This window comes from Achromobacter maghribensis (assembly GCF_057334215.1).
This window is the reverse complement of record NZ_JBHFII010000049.1, coordinates 6,009-21,540: the sequence shown is the minus strand read 5'-3', so window position 1 is coordinate 21,540 and position 15,532 is coordinate 6,009. Positions and strand designations below refer to the sequence as shown.

Annotated in this window: 18 protein-coding genes; 13 read left to right on the top strand and 5 right to left on the bottom strand. The window is 64.8% G+C overall.

Annotated elements, in window-relative coordinates:
- Positions 1–228: 228 nt before the first annotated feature.
- Complete coding sequence (locus ACE039_RS22390) at positions 229–843, bottom strand: ABC transporter ATP-binding protein (protein ID WP_485823372.1); 615 nt, start codon at positions 841–843, stop codon at positions 229–231.
- Between the two features lie 87 nt (positions 844–930).
- Here ACE039_RS22390 and ACE039_RS22385 point away from each other — a divergent pair, with 87 nt between their 5' ends.
- From ACE039_RS22385 to ACE039_RS22370, 4 genes are all read left to right on the top strand, one after another.
- Complete coding sequence (locus ACE039_RS22385) at positions 931–1,362, top strand: hypothetical protein (RefSeq protein WP_485823371.1); 432 nt, start codon at positions 931–933, stop codon at positions 1,360–1,362.
- Positions 1,362–2,012: a hypothetical protein gene (locus tag ACE039_RS22380; protein WP_485823370.1), complete on the top strand. Its 651-nt coding sequence runs from the start codon at positions 1,362–1,364 to the stop codon at positions 2,010–2,012. Before ACE039_RS22385 ends, ACE039_RS22380 begins: the two co-directional genes overlap by 1 nt.
- 12 nt (positions 2,013–2,024) lie before the next feature.
- Positions 2,025–2,474: a DUF6389 family protein gene (locus tag ACE039_RS22375; protein WP_485823369.1), complete on the top strand. Its 450-nt coding sequence runs from the start codon at positions 2,025–2,027 to the stop codon at positions 2,472–2,474.
- A 93-nt stretch (positions 2,475–2,567) separates the two neighbouring features.
- Entirely contained in the window at positions 2,568–3,332 is a 765-nt protein-coding gene (locus tag ACE039_RS22370; protein ID WP_485823368.1) for a hypothetical protein, read from the top strand.
- Between the two features lie 59 nt (positions 3,333–3,391).
- Here ACE039_RS22370 and ACE039_RS22365 read toward each other — a convergent pair whose 3' ends face one another.
- On the bottom strand, positions 3,392–4,465 hold the full coding sequence (locus ACE039_RS22365; protein WP_485823367.1) for a hypothetical protein: 1,074 nt from the start codon (positions 4,463–4,465) through the stop codon (positions 3,392–3,394).
- A 116-nt stretch (positions 4,466–4,581) separates the two neighbouring features.
- The gene (locus ACE039_RS22360; protein WP_485823366.1) at positions 4,582–5,196 is read right to left on the bottom strand and encodes a class I SAM-dependent DNA methyltransferase; all 615 of its coding nucleotides are present in this window, start codon (positions 5,194–5,196) and stop codon (positions 4,582–4,584) included.
- Between the two features lie 238 nt (positions 5,197–5,434).
- Here ACE039_RS22360 and ACE039_RS22355 point away from each other — a divergent pair, with 238 nt between their 5' ends.
- Positions 5,435–5,800 carry a hypothetical protein gene (locus ACE039_RS22355; protein WP_313463078.1) on the top strand — a complete coding sequence of 122 codons (366 nt, stop codon included), beginning with the start codon at positions 5,435–5,437 and terminating at the stop codon, positions 5,798–5,800.
- Positions 5,801–5,988: 188 nt separating this feature from the next.
- On the opposite strand, the gene ACE039_RS22350 is transcribed toward ACE039_RS22355, so the two are convergent.
- Positions 5,989–7,182 carry an acetylornithine transaminase gene (locus ACE039_RS22350; protein WP_485823365.1) on the bottom strand — a complete coding sequence of 398 codons (1,194 nt, stop codon included), beginning with the start codon at positions 7,180–7,182 and terminating at the stop codon, positions 5,989–5,991.
- 218 nt (positions 7,183–7,400) lie between these two features.
- On the opposite strand from ACE039_RS22350, the gene ACE039_RS22345 reads away from it, so the two are divergent.
- The 7 genes from ACE039_RS22345 (at position 7,401) to ACE039_RS22315 (ending at position 13,423) form a co-directional block, all read left to right on the top strand.
- Positions 7,401–8,366, top strand: a complete 966-nt coding sequence (locus ACE039_RS22345) for a Bug family tripartite tricarboxylate transporter substrate binding protein (protein ID WP_485823364.1) — start codon at positions 7,401–7,403, stop codon at positions 8,364–8,366.
- A gap of 196 nt (positions 8,367–8,562) precedes the next feature.
- Positions 8,563–9,336: an SDR family oxidoreductase gene (locus ACE039_RS22340; protein WP_105559416.1), complete on the top strand. Its 774-nt coding sequence runs from the start codon at positions 8,563–8,565 to the stop codon at positions 9,334–9,336.
- A 128-nt stretch (positions 9,337–9,464) separates the two neighbouring features.
- Positions 9,465–10,373, top strand: coding sequence for a LysR family transcriptional regulator (locus ACE039_RS22335; protein WP_485823363.1), 909 nt, complete (start codon positions 9,465–9,467; stop codon positions 10,371–10,373).
- A 209-nt stretch (positions 10,374–10,582) separates the two neighbouring features.
- A complete protein-coding gene (locus tag ACE039_RS22330; protein WP_485823362.1) occupies positions 10,583–11,365 on the top strand; it encodes a transporter substrate-binding domain-containing protein in 783 nt (260 codons plus the stop codon).
- A gap of 18 nt (positions 11,366–11,383) precedes the next feature.
- On the top strand, positions 11,384–12,052 hold the full coding sequence (locus ACE039_RS22325; RefSeq protein WP_485823361.1) for an amino acid ABC transporter permease: 669 nt from the start codon (positions 11,384–11,386) through the stop codon (positions 12,050–12,052).
- Complete coding sequence (locus ACE039_RS22320) at positions 12,049–12,705, top strand: amino acid ABC transporter permease (protein WP_448711245.1); 657 nt, start codon at positions 12,049–12,051, stop codon at positions 12,703–12,705. Before ACE039_RS22325 ends, ACE039_RS22320 begins: the two co-directional genes overlap by 4 nt.
- Entirely contained in the window at positions 12,686–13,423 is a 738-nt protein-coding gene (locus ACE039_RS22315; RefSeq protein ID WP_448711243.1) for an amino acid ABC transporter ATP-binding protein, read from the top strand. Before ACE039_RS22320 ends, ACE039_RS22315 begins: the two co-directional genes overlap by 20 nt.
- Before the next feature lie 50 nt (positions 13,424–13,473).
- Here the strand turns inward: ACE039_RS22315 and ACE039_RS22310 are convergent, their stop codons facing one another.
- Positions 13,474–14,613, bottom strand: a complete 1,140-nt coding sequence (locus tag ACE039_RS22310) for a DSD1 family PLP-dependent enzyme (RefSeq protein WP_448711241.1) — start codon at positions 14,611–14,613, stop codon at positions 13,474–13,476.
- 284 nt (positions 14,614–14,897) lie between these two features.
- On the opposite strand from ACE039_RS22310, the gene ACE039_RS22305 reads away from it, so the two are divergent.
- The coding region (locus ACE039_RS22305; RefSeq protein ID WP_485823360.1) for a TAXI family TRAP transporter solute-binding subunit at positions 14,898–15,532 on the top strand (635 nt) is incomplete at its 3' end.

The window sequence follows — 15,532 nt, the reverse complement described above, 5'->3', positions numbered from 1 at the left end:
GCTGCACTATAAGGAAGCATAAAAGCAAATATGCACCTCAGAATATTAAGAAATCCACCTTACTGCGGCTTCGGCCACGTCAATGATTGAAGCTTAAGCTGCCAGAACGCGTTTTCGACAGCGAGAGCGATTGCCCGATGAAAATTACAGACGAAGTGAAGGCAGTATTGGCAGCGGCCTGACAATCGGGCACCGTTCGGTTCGGCCCCACCTGAGCACCGCGCCCCGTCAGCGCAATTCAGCGACGTTGATCGTCTCGGCCTCGCACGCCTGCACCAGCTCGGGATCATGACTGGCGAACAGCACCACGCGATCCTTGGCCCAGGCCTTTAAGACCTCGGCCAGCACGGCGCGGCCCTGTGCATCGAACCCGTTGCTGGGTCCGTCTGCGATCACCACGGCCGGATTGCCCAAGGCGGCTGCCGTCACGAATACCTTGCGGCGCGTACCCGTCGACATCTGTTCGAAACGCTTGTCCAAATGCGGTTCCAGCCCCAGCCGGTACGCCAGATCAAGCACCGCATCGTCCACGGCAACCTGCTTTTCCGCGGCCACTTGCTCCAACAACCCGCGCCCCGTAATCGCCGGAAAGGCCAGGCAATTGTCGGGCACATACGCCATACGGGCACGGGCCTGTTGCGGCGCCTGGATGATTGAATGCCCGTCAATCCAGACATCTCCGGCATCCGGCGCGACCACGCCTGCAATGATATTGAGCAGGCTGGATTTGCCGGTGCTGTCTTCTTCGCACAGCGCCACGCAGCCCGGGCCGAACGTGTGAGTCAGCCCCTGGAAGACGAGATAGTCGCCGTAGCGCTTGGTGAGATTGTCGATGCGTAGCATGCCGAAAGTGTACGCACGAATGCAGCGTGCGGCCAGATCCTGCGTCTGGATTTTGGCCGTTTGCGATCAGGTATATTCGTCGCACCTATGACCCAAAAAATCAACCTGACGCCGATTCCCTGGCCCATCGGCGCAGCCAGTGCAGCGGCGATATTCGCCCTGATCTGGCTGCTTTCCAAGCCCGGCGCGCAGCTCTTCGATGCCAGCCGAATTTCGGTGATCAGCGTCTGGACGGGCGCGCTGGCCGCGCTTTGCCTGCTGTACATCAAGCGCTATGCGCTGGCGTTGTGGCTACATGGCGCGCTGGCCGCGTGCTTCTGGACCCGCATCTTTGCCGGCGCGGATCAGGAACGTTCGCGGGCGTTCGGGCCGTACGGCCTGGGCGATCAACTGACCTGGATCATCACCGACGATCTCTTTCCGCTGTTCGGCATCGCTACGCTGACGAGCCTGATGCTGATCGCCGCCAGTATCGGGGGCGCAAGACTGTATCGCCGGGCTGGCAAGGCGGTGCAGTGATGCTTGCCGGATTCACGCTCTACCACTACGGGATGGTTGCCGGCTACGCGCTGTTGTTCGTGGCGGCGCATTTGCTGCTGGCGCTGGGCGCATTGCGCTATGCCGGCAGGCGCCTGCCCACCTGGCCGTTTGGCGCAGGCGCGGCGATGCTGGCGCTGGCCTTCGCCGCGCTGCTCTTTGGCAGCACGCAGCGCGCCGAATTGACGGCCCGGCTGGCACAGAACCTGGCCAAGGAGATTCCAGGCGTCTGCCAGCAAGCCCAGCTGCTGATCGCGGGCATGGGCGGCGACGCGTCGCCCGACGACGAACCGTTGCGCGAAAAAATTCAGCAAGCCCTACGTGCCCATTTCTCGCAAGCGGCTCGGAGCCGTTTCGGAGATGACCGATACGCGCCCGTGTCGGTGGTGGAATCCGGACAGGATCCGAAATGGGGCGACCTGGTGATCGCGTTGCGAACGCATGGCAAGGGCCGCGACCCCGTGCATGTCGGTTGCTACAACCAGTATGAGCATCGCTACAGCGGCTTTTCCGGCGCCACCAAGCCGTACTGGCGCTGGGATGCCGATCCGATTCCCTTCGAGAACATCGTGTTTTTCCGTCAGGACCCGGGTAGCCAGCCGGTGGTGGAATATGAACCCGCGCAACCATAAGGACGACGCCACATGAACCAGCAGGACTATCAGGCCGCGCTGCGGCGCGTGCTGGACCAGCATTCCCACACCGCGCAAACCCGCCTGGCCGCGCTGATCGCGGCCCTGCCTGAAAAGGCCCGCGAAATCCACGTTGGCATCTTCCCGGACCAGGACGGCGAGGGCACGTTTTCCGTCGTCGTCAGCCTGGAAGGCCCTGACCTTTATGTGCTGAACAAGGCGGTGGATGCCCATCGCACCTTGTTCGACGTGCGGCACACCGCCACCGGGGTAACGCCGGCCGTGCCGATGTTCGCTTCGGACGGCGCCGGCTTTGTCGTGCAAGACGTCATCGTCGATACGGCGGCGGACTGGGTCGAAGCACTGTGGGCAAGTGTCGGGCGTGGCAAATCGCCGTTGCCCGGGCTGGTCTATGGCGACGACGACTACGGCACGACGATGCCGCGCGCATTGCCGGCCTAAGACGACGCGGCATCCCCGCCCACGCGCCGGCCAGGCCTGATGCCGCGGCTGGGGTATATAACGAAACCCCTCAATTCAGAACAAAGGAATCTTGTGTCGAGCCAACTCGGGGCAGGTCGCTTTCTTGCCGAGACAGCAGGCGTCATTCAACGCCAGGGGCGTGCCATGCTGGCCGCCGCGCCATGGTCGTTGGCAGTCTTCACGCTGTCGCTGCCGTTCGCGTTGGCGGACACGCCGCTGTATCGGCTGACGGATCTGCTGTTCGTCGCGCTGACGCTGATCAACCTGATCGCGTTCGCGCGGATGACGTTCAGTTGGCATCGGGTTGTCGTCCTGGCAGACGGGGCCCGTCACGCCACCGCGCACGGCGGCACCGCAGAGGCCAAGCATCTGGTCCTGCTTGGCGCGATCGCCATCGTGGTGGCGGCCCTGGGGCACGCGACCGGCAATCTGCCGTTCGTGGTCTACGTGCTGCTGAACGGCGCGAATGACACCGGGTTCTGGAGCGCGTTGATCGCCTCGGCCGCGGTCATCTGGGTGCCCGTCCTGTACGCGCTTGCGACGTATGGCCTGAGCCTGCCGCGCGTCGCGACGACGGGTGAATACGGCTTTCGCGGCATCCGCGCGGCAATGCCCTATCGGCGTTGGCCGTTGATGCTGGTGCTGCTGATGCTGGTCGTCGTGGCCGGTTTCACCGCAAGTGCGCTGTACCCGCTGACGTACACGTTCGCGATGGGCGCTGACCTGGCCTATGCCGCGTTGGGCGTCGTGCTTTGTGTCCTGATCACGTTCGCGGCGACGGCGATGTACGCCGTCGCGTATCGCGATTCCGTGGACGGCATGGGCGACAGGGCATAAGGCCCGGCAGCAGCATGACCATCGTGTCTCGGACGACGGCATCCACGTTGTTTTGAAACCTAGTCCGTTCCCACGGCCCGGATCTGGTTCGGCGCCGCCTTGGACACCGGCGGGTAGTGCAGCGTGGGCGCGCGATACGTAAGGTCGCGCAGCGCTGCATCCAGCTCGGGCAAATTGAAACTGCCCGCGCTTGGCGCTTGCCGGAAATCTTCCAGGCTGGCGGGCAGGCGCGTCAAGGTCAGAGAATCCATCGTGCAAACGGGGCCAAAGGACGTGTCCTCGCACGAATCCGGGGTCATGACGGGCTGGTCGACGGGCAACACGAAACCGTCCGTCAGCACCGCTTCGCCCGCTTCAAGCTTGATCGACGCAATCGGCGAGAAAATCAGCTCGGCCTCGAAACCCGGCGCCGGCGCGGCATCGGCCTCGCCGGCATTGAACGCGATTTCGCCGTTCAGGCGCCACCGCACCTCGCGCGCCGCCTCGTCGCATCCCCCGCCAGCCCGCAACATCACTTCGCAGCCCTTGCCCAGGCCGTCGTCTTCATCCTGGGCGGATTGCGTCTGGGGCACAGCCGTCTTGAACTCTCGGTCCACCGTGTAATCCAGCGTCGCGATGCCGATTTTCTTAATCCGTTCCGTGGCGCTTTGAGGTGGCACGGTTTTCGGCAGCTCGGTACGAGGCTGATGATAGGTAATACGGTTAAGCCGGTATTCGCCCGGCCACACCGGAATTACTTGATACAGCAGCTTGCCGCGCACCGTCTGGAACTGCGGCCCGGGGTCCGTCGGATTCAGCTTGTGGTCCCCCGCGCCGGCGCTGATCGCGGTGTCCTTTTCCGACTTGTGGTTCCAGCGCATAAACGTGCTGCGCTGACGCACAAAGCGGTCGCGCGTCGCGTCGTCATTGAAATCGCGCTGGGGCTCGGCATCCAGGTTCAGGGTCGGAATCACCAGCAACGCCATTCCCTCCTGCCGCGCATTACCCAGCAATCCGTCCACATTCACGCGATGGCGCTCCACCAGCGCCGCGGTGCGCCCGGCGAAATCCGGCGCGGCGGGCTGGGCAAGCGCCAGCGATGGAGTGAAAAGGGCGATCAGGCAAGCGCGGGCAAGCACGGGGAAAGACTGCATCGTTCTGGGTTCCTGTGTCCGAAGCGGGAAGGAACGGGGCATTGCAAGAGGCGGAGCCAGGCAATACCCCGGCGGGGAAAGGCGGGGCCATGATATCGCGTCGGTGCCGCCTCTTGCTAACAGCTGGTCTGCGTGGCCAGCCACACCGTCGCGCCGCCGCACGCTGGGTCTTCCTGCTGATGCCGAACCACCGAGAATCCGTTTTCCGCCAGCAATTGGCGATATTCACAAGCATCCAGACTGCCGTGATAAAGCGGCTTGCCTTCAAACGTCCCAATGGCTTCGCCCAACGCCGTGCCGCTGGTGAACATCAGCACCGCGCCCGGCGCGGCCAGGCGCCGAAAGATGGGGAACATCAGCCGCTGATCCTCGGGCCGAAGGTGGAAAAAGCTGTGCCAGGCGATCAACCCATGAAACGGTCCGATGCCAGCCAGCTGCCGCATGTCGGCGGCGATCCAATGGTGGTCGGGAAACGACGCCTTGGCCCGCGACAGCAGCGGCAACGAGGTATCGATGCCGGTGATTCGGCAGCCGTTTTCGATCAGATGGCGGGCGATGGGAACGCCAGTGCCGCAACCTATATCCAGCACTTGCGGATGGGGGACGGCAAGCCGTTCCAGGAACGCGGCCAGCCAGGCGCGCTCGATCAACTCTGTACTCCGCAGCGTCGCAAACGCCGCGGCATGCGCTTGGTACAGGGCGATCACGTCATCAGCGGGAGAGGAGGGCATGTCGGGACTCTGGCAATTTGGGACTTGAAGTCAGCGCCGGCGAATTTACCAGCTTCCACACCGGCCTACCGTTGTGGCGGTAGTGGGGAGCCTTCCACACCCCACCCGTTTTAGGCCTATCGCAACGTTTTCTTGCACATGGCTAACTCTGGATAGTTATCTAAAGGACTGCAAAGCAATGCGAATGTTGCACCAATTGTGGGCTAGGATGGATTCGTGTCCTTTCAAGGAAACCATCATGGCTCCTATCTCGCAAAACCCGCTTGCCCTCAAGTCGGTTCGCCCCAATGTCATGGAGGTCGAGTTCGGCGCATTTCGTGGCTACGTGGATGTGATCGACCATACTCAACAGATGCCGCTTTGCAAGACGCACTTCTGCCGCACCGTCTGGCCGTCGCGCGACATGGCCGAACAGCAGGCGATGGAATTGGCGCGTGACCTTCAGCGTGCGCGCGGATTCGGCGCATTGCGCGCCGTCTTGCTCACTGCCAGCCTGAGCGACGCGGCAGCCGGACGCAAGCCGTTGGAGTTCGTACCCGCAAGTCTGGTGAAGCAGCAGCCCACGATGCCTGTGACCAAGCGTCATCTGCGCCTGGTGGCGTAATCGGCCGCATTCTGCCCGATGCTGGCGCAGGCACTGCGCGCACTCGTTCCGCATTACTGCGCGCAGTCTCGGTTGCCCATTGAGCAACTGCGGCATGCCGCCCGGATGGCCATCGCGGCGCTCAGGCCACGCAAAGCACAAGGGCCGCGAATACGCGGCCCTTGCCCCTTACGACGCTACAAGCCCGGTCAAGCCTCGCGCGCCTGCGCGATCAGCTTGTCCAGTTCGCTCAGCATCAGGTCGATTTCTTCTGCCGTCACGTTCAACGCCGGCATGAAGCGCAGCAAATTCGGACGCGGGGCGTTCAGCAGCAGGCCTTGCGGTTCCAGCTTGCGGGCGGCTTCGACAATCGCGGGACCATCATCGCGGTCCATCACCAGCGCGCGCAGCAGGCCCATGCCGCGTTCGCCCTTCATGCCGTACTTGGCCGACAGGGCCAGCAGGCCTTCGGACAGTTGCTTGGAACGCGCATTGACGGCGTCCATGAAGCCCGGGGCGGCCAGTGCGTCAAACACGGCCACGCCCACGGCGGTGGTCAGCGGGTTGCCGTTGTACGTGCCGCCCTGGTCGCCGTGCGAGAACACGCAAGCGTCCTGGCGGGCCAGCAGCGCAGCCAGCGGCACGCCGCCGCCGATGCCCTTGGCCAGCGTCATGATGTCGGGGATGACGTCGGAATGCTGGTAGGCAAACATCTTGCCGGTGCGGCCCATGCCGGTCTGCACTTCATCGACGATCAGCAGCAACTGGTTTTCATCGGCCAGCTTGCGCAGGCCTTGCATGAATTCCTTGGTGGCCGGGATCACGCCGCCTTCGCCTTGCACCGGTTCCAGCATGATGGCGACGGTCTTGTCGTCGATCAGCTTCTTCACCGATTCCAGGTCGTTCAGTTCGGCCTTGGGGAAGCCTTCCACTTGCGGGGCAAACATCTTGTCCCAGCCCGGCTTGCCCGATGCGGACATCGTGGCCAGGGTGCGGCCGTGGAAGCCGTGGTTCATCGTGATGATCTTGTAGGCGCCGTTCTTCTTGACCTGGCCCCACTTGCGCGCCAGCTTGATGGCGCCTTCGTTGGCTTCGCCGCCGCTGTTGGCGAAGAAGACGCGGTCAAAGCAGGACGCGCCGGTCAGGCGTTGGGCCAGTTCGATCGAGGGGATGTTGTAGAACGCCGGCGACGGGTTCATCAGTTTTTGCGACTGTTCCACCAGCGCGCGCTGCATTTCCGGCGCGGAGTGGCCCAGCGTGTTCACCGCCCAGCCCTGCACGAAGTCCAGATATCGCTTGCCCGCGTGATCCTCCAGCCAGGACCCCTTGCCGCTGACGAACACGAGGTCCGGGCGGGAGGTGATCTCCATGAGGGTGTTGACGTTGAACTGGCTGAATTCCATGGCGGTTCCTGCGGGGTAAAAGGACAGGGATGAAGGGGAAACTTCAAGGGGGGAAGCGCGAAAACGCAAATGTAGCACCGACAGAGGGATGCTATCGTGACGCACCCCCCGCCGATCCGCCCCGGGCCGCCTCAAAAGGGCCGACTGCTCGGGCGCTCTATTTTATGCAAGTGGCGCGCCCCCGCGCGCCGCCCGTTGTCGCTTTTTACTGACCAATCATGAAACGTATCCTTTCCAGTCTTGCCGCCGGCCTGGCGCTGGCGGCGGCCGGCGCGCCGGCACATGCCGAATACCCCGAACGCCCCATCCGCCTGATCGTGCCGTTCCCGCCCGGACAAGCCACCGACATCTTCGCCCGCGCCCTGGCTGAAAAGCTGGGCGCCGCCGTCAAGCAGCCGATCGTGGTGGAAAACCGAGCGGGCGCCGGCAGCAACATCGGCATGGAGCAGGCCGCGCGCGCCGCGCCCGATGGCTACACGCTGGTCATCGCGGGCTCTGCCGCCGCAGTCAACCAGACGCTGTACAAAACCATCAACTACAGCCTGACCAAGGATTTCGCGCCGGTGTCGGGCGTGTTCTCGGTACCGCTGATGTTCCTGGCCACGCCGGCGTCCGGCATCACCTCGCTTAAGCAATTGGTGACGCAAGCGCGCGCCAATCCGGGCGAACTGGCCTACGCCAGCGCCGGTATCGGCGGCACGCAGCACCTGTCGGCGGAAATGTTCAAGGCCGCGGCCGATATCGACATCCGCCACATCCCCTACAAGGGCAGCGGCCCGGCCCAGGCCGATTTCCTGGGCCACCAGGTGCCGCTGATGGTGGACTCCGTCACGGCGGGCCTGCCGCACGTGCAAAGCAAGAAGGCCGTGCCGTTGGCCGTGACGACAGCCAAGCGCCTGCCGCAGCTGCCCGAGGTTCCGACCGTGGCCGAATCCGGCTACCCCGGCTTCGAGGCCATCGGCTGGGCCGCCGTGCTGGCTCCGCGCGACACGCCGCCGGCCGTCACCGCCTACCTCAGCAAGCAGATCGGCCATGCGCTGGGCACCCCGGAAATGCAGAAATTCCTGCGCGACCGCGGCGCCGAACCCATGCCCCTGACCCCCGAAGGCACCGGCACGTTCATCGCCAGCGAAGTCGAAAAGTGGGGCAAGGCCGTCAAGCAGTCCGGCGCCCAGGTGGACTAAAGATCCAGGATCAAGACTTCCGCTGCCCGTCGCATCGGCAGCCGCCGGTCGCAAAAGCCGTTCCCGTAAAAAGGGACGGCTTTTTTCATGGCGATTGGGCGGATTTTCTGGATGATCCATCCAGCCTCGGGTGGTTTATCGCCGGGATGCACTTGCCTAAGCTCTACGCTCCAATGACTTGTGTAGGGGATTTTCCATGGCAGACCATTCCATCAAGGGCAAAGTCGCATTGATCGCCGGCGGCGCCAAGAACCTGGGCGGGCTGATCGCGCGCGACCTGGCGCAGCATGGCGCCCGCGCCGTGGCGATCCACTACAACAGCGCCGCGTCCAAGGCCGATGCCGACGCGACCGTTGCCGCGATCCAGGCGGCCGGCGCCAAAGCGGTCGCGTTGCAAGGCGACCTGACCACCGCCGCCGCCGTCGAAAAGCTGTTCACCGACGCCGTCGCCGCCGTGGGCCGGCCGGACATTGCCATCAACACCGTCGGCAAAGTGCTGAAGAAGCCCTTCACCGAGATCAGCGAGGCGGAATACGACGAGATGACCGCCGTCAACTCCAAGACCGCCTTCTTCTTCTTGCGCGAAGCAGGCCGCCACGTGAACGACAACGGCAAGGTCTGCACGCTGGTGACGTCGTTGCTTGGCGCGTTCACGCCGTTCTACGCCGCCTATGCGGGCACGAAGGCGCCTGTCGAGCACTACACCCGCGCCGCGTCCAAGGAGTTCGGCGCACGCGGTATTTCCGTCACCGCCGTCGGCCCCGGTCCGATGGATACGCCGTTCTTCTACCCGGCCGAAGGCGCCGACGCCGTGGCGTATCACAAGACCGCCGCCGCGCTGTCGCCGTTCAGCAAGACCGGGCTGACCGACATCGAGGACGTGGTGCCCTTCATCCGCCATCTGGTCAGCGACGGCTGGTGGATCACCGGCCAGACCATCCTGATCAACGGCGGCTATACGACGAAGTAAGCAGCCGGGCCTGCGCAAGGTTCCTTTTGGTCTGGGCGGGGTTCCTTATAGTATTGACGGGCCCAACCCTCTTACCTGCCGTTATCCACAGGGCGATCCGCCCGTGGGCGGCAGGGGATGCCAAACGCATGGACCGCTTCGATCAGTACCGCGTGTTCGCCCAAGTCGCCGACATGGGCAGTTTCATCAAGGCCGCCAACGCCCTGGAGGTGCCGCGCGCGTCGGTCTCCGCTGCCATTCAGCAATTGGAGACGCAGTTGGGCGTGCGCTTGCTGCATCGAACGACGCGGCAGGTACGGCTGACGGCGGACGGCGAACAATTGCTGGAACGCGTCCGCCCGCTATTGGCGGAAGTGGAAGACATCGACCAGCTGTTCCACGCCGGACAGCGCCAGGTGTCGGGCCGGCTCAGCATCGATGCGCCCAGCCGCGTCGCACGCCGGCTGATCGCGCCCGCGCTGCCGGGCTTGCTGCGCCGCCATCCTCGCCTTGAACTCGTGCTCAGTTCGACCGACCGCGCCATCGACCTGGTGCAGGAGGGCGTGGACTGCGCGGTGCGCATCGGCGCGCTGGACGACAGCAGCCTGGTGGTGCGGCCGCTGGGGCATATTGCGTTGATCAATTGTGCAAGCCCGGACTATCTGCGCGAACAGGGCGAACCGCGCCTGCCCGATGACCTGTCGGTGGGGCATTGGTCCGTGGGCTACGCGTCGCCGAAAACCGGCCGCGAACTGCCCTGGGAGTACCTGGCGGAAAGCGGTGCCGGGCAGGTGGCGCGCGTGCCCGCCCGCGTGGTCGTGAACAACGCCGAAAACTACATCGCCTGCTGCCTTGCCGGGCTGGGGCTCATCCAGATTCCCCGTTTCGATGTGCAGCACCTGCTGGATGCCGGCAAGCTCATCGAGGTCATGCCGGGCTGGCGCCCGGCGCCGATGCCGGTGTCGCTGCTGTACCCCCACCGGCGCCAGCGCTCTCGCCGCCTGGCCGTCTTCCACGACTGGTTCGCCGCCCTGATGCAGCCCCGTCTGGAGGGTTGAGCCGGCGCCAGCGGCGCGACCCAAACCGGTGCCGCGCATGCCCGCATCCGGCGCGTCCGCCGCACCAAAGCGGGGCGCCGTCAGCCCGGTTGCCGGCGCCTGCTTGGCGGGCGTGAAATGGCACGGAACTTGCTTTTCCAGTTTTGTATACCGAATCGGTGTGCAACGCATTGACCCGTCCCGGGCGGTGCGCGCCCTGGAGAGTGCTCATGAACCGTAGAACCCTGTTGTTGTCTCTTTGCACCGCCGCCAGCCTGCTGGCCGCGCCGCTGACGCACGCCGACACGCTGGACGATATCGTCCGCGCGGGCACGATCAAGATCGCCGTGCCGCAGGATTTCCCGCCGTTCGGTTCGGTGGGCGCCGACATGAAGCCCCTGGGCTATGACATTGATACCGCGCAACTGATCGCCAAGCAGTTGGGCGTGAAGCTGGAACTGGTACCGGTTACCAGCGCCAACCGCGTGCCCTATCTGCAAACGCGCAAGGTGGACCTGGTGATCTCCAGCCTGGGCAAGAATGCCGAACGCGAGAAGGCCATCGACTTTTCGGATGCCTATGCCCCGTTCTTCAACGGCGTGTTCGGCCCGGCCGACCTGAAGGTGTCGTCGGCGGCCGACCTGGCCGGCAAGACCATCGGCGTCACGCGCGGCTCCGTGGAAGACATCGAACTGTCGAAGATCGCCCCCGAATCCTCCACGCTCAAACGCTACGAAGACAACAACGGCACCATCACGGCCTTTTTGTCGGGTCAGGTGCCGATGATCGCCACGGGCAACGTGGTTGCCGCCGCCATCCTGGCGCGCAATCCGGCCAAGAAGCCGGAAACCAAATTCCTGATCAAGAATTCGCCGTGCTACATCGGCCTGAACAAGGACGAGCCCAAGCTGCGCGCCAAGGTCAACGACATCCTGGCCGCCGCCCGCCGCGATGGTTCCCTGTCCGCGATTTCGCAGAAGTGGCTGGGCGCTGAACTGCCCAAGGACCTGTAAGCCCCGACGGCGGCCATCATGGCTTACCAATACGATTTCGGCGCGGTCTTCGATTACACGCCGGTGCTGGTCAAGGGCATCGGCGTCACGGTCGAATTGATCGCGTTCGGCGCGGTGGCCGGCGTGGCGCTGGGCATCGCCTGCGCCTGGGTCCGCACGCAGGGTCCGGCCTGGCTGCGCGCGCCGGTGGCGGCCTATGTCGAGGTGATCCGCAACACGCCCTTCCTGATCCAGCTGTTCTTCGTTTTCTTCGGCCTGCCGTCGCTGGGCGTGCAACTGGGCGAAATGCAGGCCGCCTGCCTGGCGATGGCGCTGAACCTGGGCGCCTACAGCGCCGAGATCATTCGCGCCGGCATCGATGCCACGCCGAAGGGCCAGTACGAGGCAGGCGCCAGCCTGGCGATGACACGCTTCCAGGTGTTCCGGCATGTGGTGCTGAAACCGGCGCTACAGCGGATCTGGCCGGCGCTGTCGTCGCAGATCGTGATCGTGATGCTGGGGTCGGCGGTGTGTTCGCAGATCGCCGCCGAAGACCTGACCTTTGCCGCCAACTTCATCCAGTCGCGCAATTTCCGCGCGTTCGAGGTGTACCTGATCACCACCGGCATCTATCTGGCGTTGGCCATCCTGCTGCGCCAGTTGCTGCGCCTGACCGGACGGCGCCTGTTCCACAAGGCGGCAAGATGATTGAATTCACCCCCTGGGACATCGTCCGCAATCTGCTGTTGGCCGCGCGCTGGACCGTGGCGCTATCGCTCGTGGCGTTTGTCGGCGGCGCGCTGATGGGCGTGCTGGCGCTGATGATGCGGACTTCGCGCGTGGCCGCAATGCGGCGCGTCAGTTGGGCCTATATCGAATTGTTCCAGGGCACGCCGCTGTTGATGCAGCTGTTCCTGGCGTTCTTCGGCCTGTCGCTGCTGGGCGTGGAAGTGCCGCCCTGGCTGGCCGCCGGTGCGGCGCTGACATTGTGGTCGGGCGCCTTCCTGGCCGAGATCTGGCGCGGCTGCGTCGAGGCCATCCCGAAGGGCCAATGGGAGGCGTCGGCCAGCCTGGCGCTGGGCTACGTTCAGCAGATGCGCCATGTGGTGTTGCCGCAAGCGTTGCGCATCGCCATCGCGCCCACCGTGGGCTTCGCCGTGCAGATCGTCAAGAGCACCGCGCTGACGTCCATCATCGGGTTCACGGAGCTGTCCAAAGCCAGCACCGTCATCACCAACGCCACGTTCAGTCCCTTCACCGTCTATGCCTGCGCCGCGCTGGTCTACTTCGCGCTGTGCTGGCCCCTGTCGCGCCTCAGCCTCCGGCTGGAAAGGAAGTTGCATGCCCCTCATCGCCCTTGAAGACGTCCGCAAGAAATTCGGCGACAACGAAGTCCTGAAGGGGGTGACGCTACGCGTCGAACCCGGCGAGGTCATCGCCATCATCGGCAAGAGCGGCTCGGGCAAGAGCACGCTGCTGCGCTGCGTGAACGGACTGGAACAGATCGACGGCGGCGCCATCATGGTGGCCGACGCGCAACTGGGCGACGACGAGTTGCGGTTGCGCGCGTTGCGGCTGAAGGTGGGCATGATCTTCCAGCAGTTCAACCTGTTCCCGCACCTGACGGTGGGGCGCAACGTGATGCTCTCGCCCATGGTCGCCAAGCGCATGCCGGAAGCGGAAGCGGCCGACATGGCGCGCGCCATGCTGACGCGCGTGGGCCTGGCGCACAAGTTCGATGCGTGGCCCGAGGAACTGTCCGGCGGGCAGCAACAGCGCGTGGCCATTGCGCGCGCCTTGGCGATGCAGCCGCTGGCGCTGCTATGCGACGAGATCACGTCCGCGCTGGACCCGGAACTGGTGAACGAAGTGCTGTCGGTGGTACGTGAACTGGCGGCCGACGGCATGACCTTGCTGATGGTCACGCACGAGATGCGCTTTGCGCGCGAAGTGTGCGACCGCGTCGTGTTCATGCATCAAGGCCGCGTGCACGAGATCGGCCCGCCCGAGGAATTGTTCTCGGCGCCCGCCACCCCCGAATTGCGGCAATTCCTGGGGATGACGAACCTGGCCGCTTGAATCGCAGGAGCGGCGCGCACGGCACGCGCGCCCCGGCGGCCCGCTGCGGTTCAGCGCGAGAAGCCGCGCGCCGCGATTTCCCAAATGTCTTCGACCACGCCGTCGCGCACCACCACCAGCCCATCATGCAGGTTGAAGGTGGGATCGACATGCGAAGGCACCAGGCGCAACACGCTGCCCAATGCGGGCGCCTGCGCCCCCGGCGTCACGCGCACCACGCCGTGCTCGTCATTGATGGCGACATAGGCCAGGCCCTCTTCCTGGAAGACCGCGGGCGGGCCGCATTCGGCGGTGGTGGATTTCAGCCCGGCATCCAGGATGACGCGGTCCGGCGCGGGCACGCTCATCACCGTGGACAGCACAAAGAGGCTGTTCTGGAACTTCAACGGCCCATCCCATTCATTGGCGCCGTAGTCGCCGTCCATGAACGCGTAGGAGCCGGCCTGCAGTTCCGTGAAGACGCCGCTTGCCGCGTCAAATTCCGCGCTGCCCGTGCCGCCGCCGGTGATGACGTCGCACGCGATGCCGCTTTCGCGCAGCAGTTGCGCGTACGACGCCGCGATGCGCGCCGCCTGCCGGCAGACCTGCGACCGCTCTTCGCGCGTGCGAAAGTGTTGCACCGAGCCATGATAGGCCTGCAACCCCACGAAATTCACACCGGGCAGGTCGCGCGCCTGTTGCGCCAGCGCCAGCACCAGGGCGTCGTCCGACACGCCGCAGCGGCCTTGCCCCACATCCACTTCGACCAGCACGTCGATCTCGGCGCCGGCCTGCGCCATGGCCTGGGATATCTGCGCCAGATTTTGCGAATTGTCGACGCAGACGCTCATTTTGGCGGTACGCGCCAGTTGCGCCAGCAGGGCCAGCTTGGCGGGCCCCACCACTTCATTGCTGATGTGGATGTCGCGAACGCCGGCCGCCACGAAGGGCAGGGCTTCGCTGACTTTCTGGCAGCAGATGCCGCGCGCGCCCAGTGCCAGCTGGCGCAACGCGATTTCCGGGCATTTATGCGCCTTGGCATGCGGGCGCAACGCCACCTCATGGCGATCGGCCCAGGCCTGCATGGCGCGCAGGTTGGCCTCGAACGGCGCCAGGTCCAGCACCAGGCTAGGTGTGTCGACGCGGGCCAGAGGGTCGCCCGGTTGCGCGGGCGGGGGCAGCGCTATGCCGCGTATGACTTCCTGGGACATCAGGGTGACTCCGTTATCTGCACCGCATGGGACGTAAGCGCGTGATCGTGTAACCGCACGCCATAACCAAAGCATGACCGTCCATAACCCAAAGGACAATTCACCCCCAGGTAAACGATAGCCCCGTAACCATTGGCTACGGGACCCCTACATGCCAGAATTTCATCATAGAAATGGCCCCCAGGGGGAGGCCCGTTTTTGCCCTGGCGAACGCCCGCGGCAAGAACGACCCGACGCAAGGCGTCACGTTGATAAACCCGTCATACAGTCCCGGAGAAGCTCGCATGAAACTCAAGCATTGGATTACCGCCCTGACCGTCGCCGTCGCCGCGGTCGGCACCGTGGGTTCCGCACAGGCCCAGCAATTCTTCCGCATCGGCACGGGTGGCACCGCCGGCACGTACTATCCGATCGGCGGCATCATCGCCAACGCCGTCTCCCAACCGGGCAAGCTGGTCGCCACGGCGGTTGCGTCCAACGGATCCGTTGCCAATATCAACGGCATCCTGGGCGGCTCGTTTGAATCCGGCTTCACGCAATCCGACGTGGCGTTCTGGGCCTACAGCGGCACCGGCACGTTCGAAGGCAAGCCCAAAGCCCAAGACCTGCGCCTGATCGCCACCCTGTATCCGGAAAGCATCCACCTGGTGACGCGCAAGGGCGCGGGCATCAAGAGCGTGGCCGACCTGAAGGGCAAGCGCGTGTCCATGGACGAGCCGGGCTCCGGCACGCTGGTGGACGTGCGCCTGATCCTGGGCGCCTACGGCATGACCGACAAGGACATCAAGGCCGAATACCTGAAGCCGAACCAGGCGGGCGACAAGCTCAAGGACGGCGGCCTGGACGCCTTCTTCTTCGTGGGCGGCGCGCCGGCCGGCGCCATCGCCGAGCTGGCCTCCAGCGGCGCGGGCATCGAGAT

What these genes read in the sequence shown, in the direction of transcription:
- ACE039_RS22375 (WP_485823369.1), top strand. Translation starts at nt 2,025, where the DNA reads ATGAACCAGCAGGACTATCAGGCCGCGCTGCGGCGCGTGCTGGACCAG.
- ACE039_RS22385 (WP_485823371.1), top strand. Translation starts at nt 931, where the DNA reads ATGACCCAAAAAATCAACCTGACGCCGATTCCCTGGCCCATCGGCGCA.
- ACE039_RS22345 (WP_485823364.1), top strand. Translation starts at nt 7,401, where the DNA reads ATGAAACGTATCCTTTCCAGTCTTGCCGCCGGCCTGGCGCTGGCGGCG.
- ACE039_RS22310 (WP_448711241.1), bottom strand. Translation starts at nt 14,613, where the DNA reads ATGTCCCAGGAAGTCATACGCGGCATAGCGCTGCCCCCGCCCGCGCAA.
- ACE039_RS22390 (WP_485823372.1), bottom strand. Translation starts at nt 843, where the DNA reads ATGCTACGCATCGACAATCTCACCAAGCGCTACGGCGACTATCTCGTC.
- ACE039_RS22355 (WP_313463078.1), top strand. Translation starts at nt 5,435, where the DNA reads ATGGCTCCTATCTCGCAAAACCCGCTTGCCCTCAAGTCGGTTCGCCCC.
- ACE039_RS22340 (WP_105559416.1), top strand. Translation starts at nt 8,563, where the DNA reads ATGGCAGACCATTCCATCAAGGGCAAAGTCGCATTGATCGCCGGCGGC.
- ACE039_RS22380 (WP_485823370.1), top strand. Translation starts at nt 1,362, where the DNA reads ATGCTTGCCGGATTCACGCTCTACCACTACGGGATGGTTGCCGGCTAC.
- ACE039_RS22315 (WP_448711243.1), top strand. Translation starts at nt 12,686, where the DNA reads ATGCCCCTCATCGCCCTTGAAGACGTCCGCAAGAAATTCGGCGACAAC.
- ACE039_RS22365 (WP_485823367.1), bottom strand. Translation starts at nt 4,465, where the DNA reads ATGCAGTCTTTCCCCGTGCTTGCCCGCGCTTGCCTGATCGCCCTTTTC.
- ACE039_RS22360 (WP_485823366.1), bottom strand. Translation starts at nt 5,196, where the DNA reads ATGCCCTCCTCTCCCGCTGATGACGTGATCGCCCTGTACCAAGCGCAT.
- ACE039_RS22325 (WP_485823361.1), top strand. Translation starts at nt 11,384, where the DNA reads ATGGCTTACCAATACGATTTCGGCGCGGTCTTCGATTACACGCCGGTG.
- ACE039_RS22330 (WP_485823362.1), top strand. Translation starts at nt 10,583, where the DNA reads ATGAACCGTAGAACCCTGTTGTTGTCTCTTTGCACCGCCGCCAGCCTG.
- ACE039_RS22350 (WP_485823365.1), bottom strand. Translation starts at nt 7,182, where the DNA reads ATGGAATTCAGCCAGTTCAACGTCAACACCCTCATGGAGATCACCTCC.
- ACE039_RS22320 (WP_448711245.1), top strand. Translation starts at nt 12,049, where the DNA reads ATGATTGAATTCACCCCCTGGGACATCGTCCGCAATCTGCTGTTGGCC.
- ACE039_RS22335 (WP_485823363.1), top strand. Translation starts at nt 9,465, where the DNA reads ATGGACCGCTTCGATCAGTACCGCGTGTTCGCCCAAGTCGCCGACATG.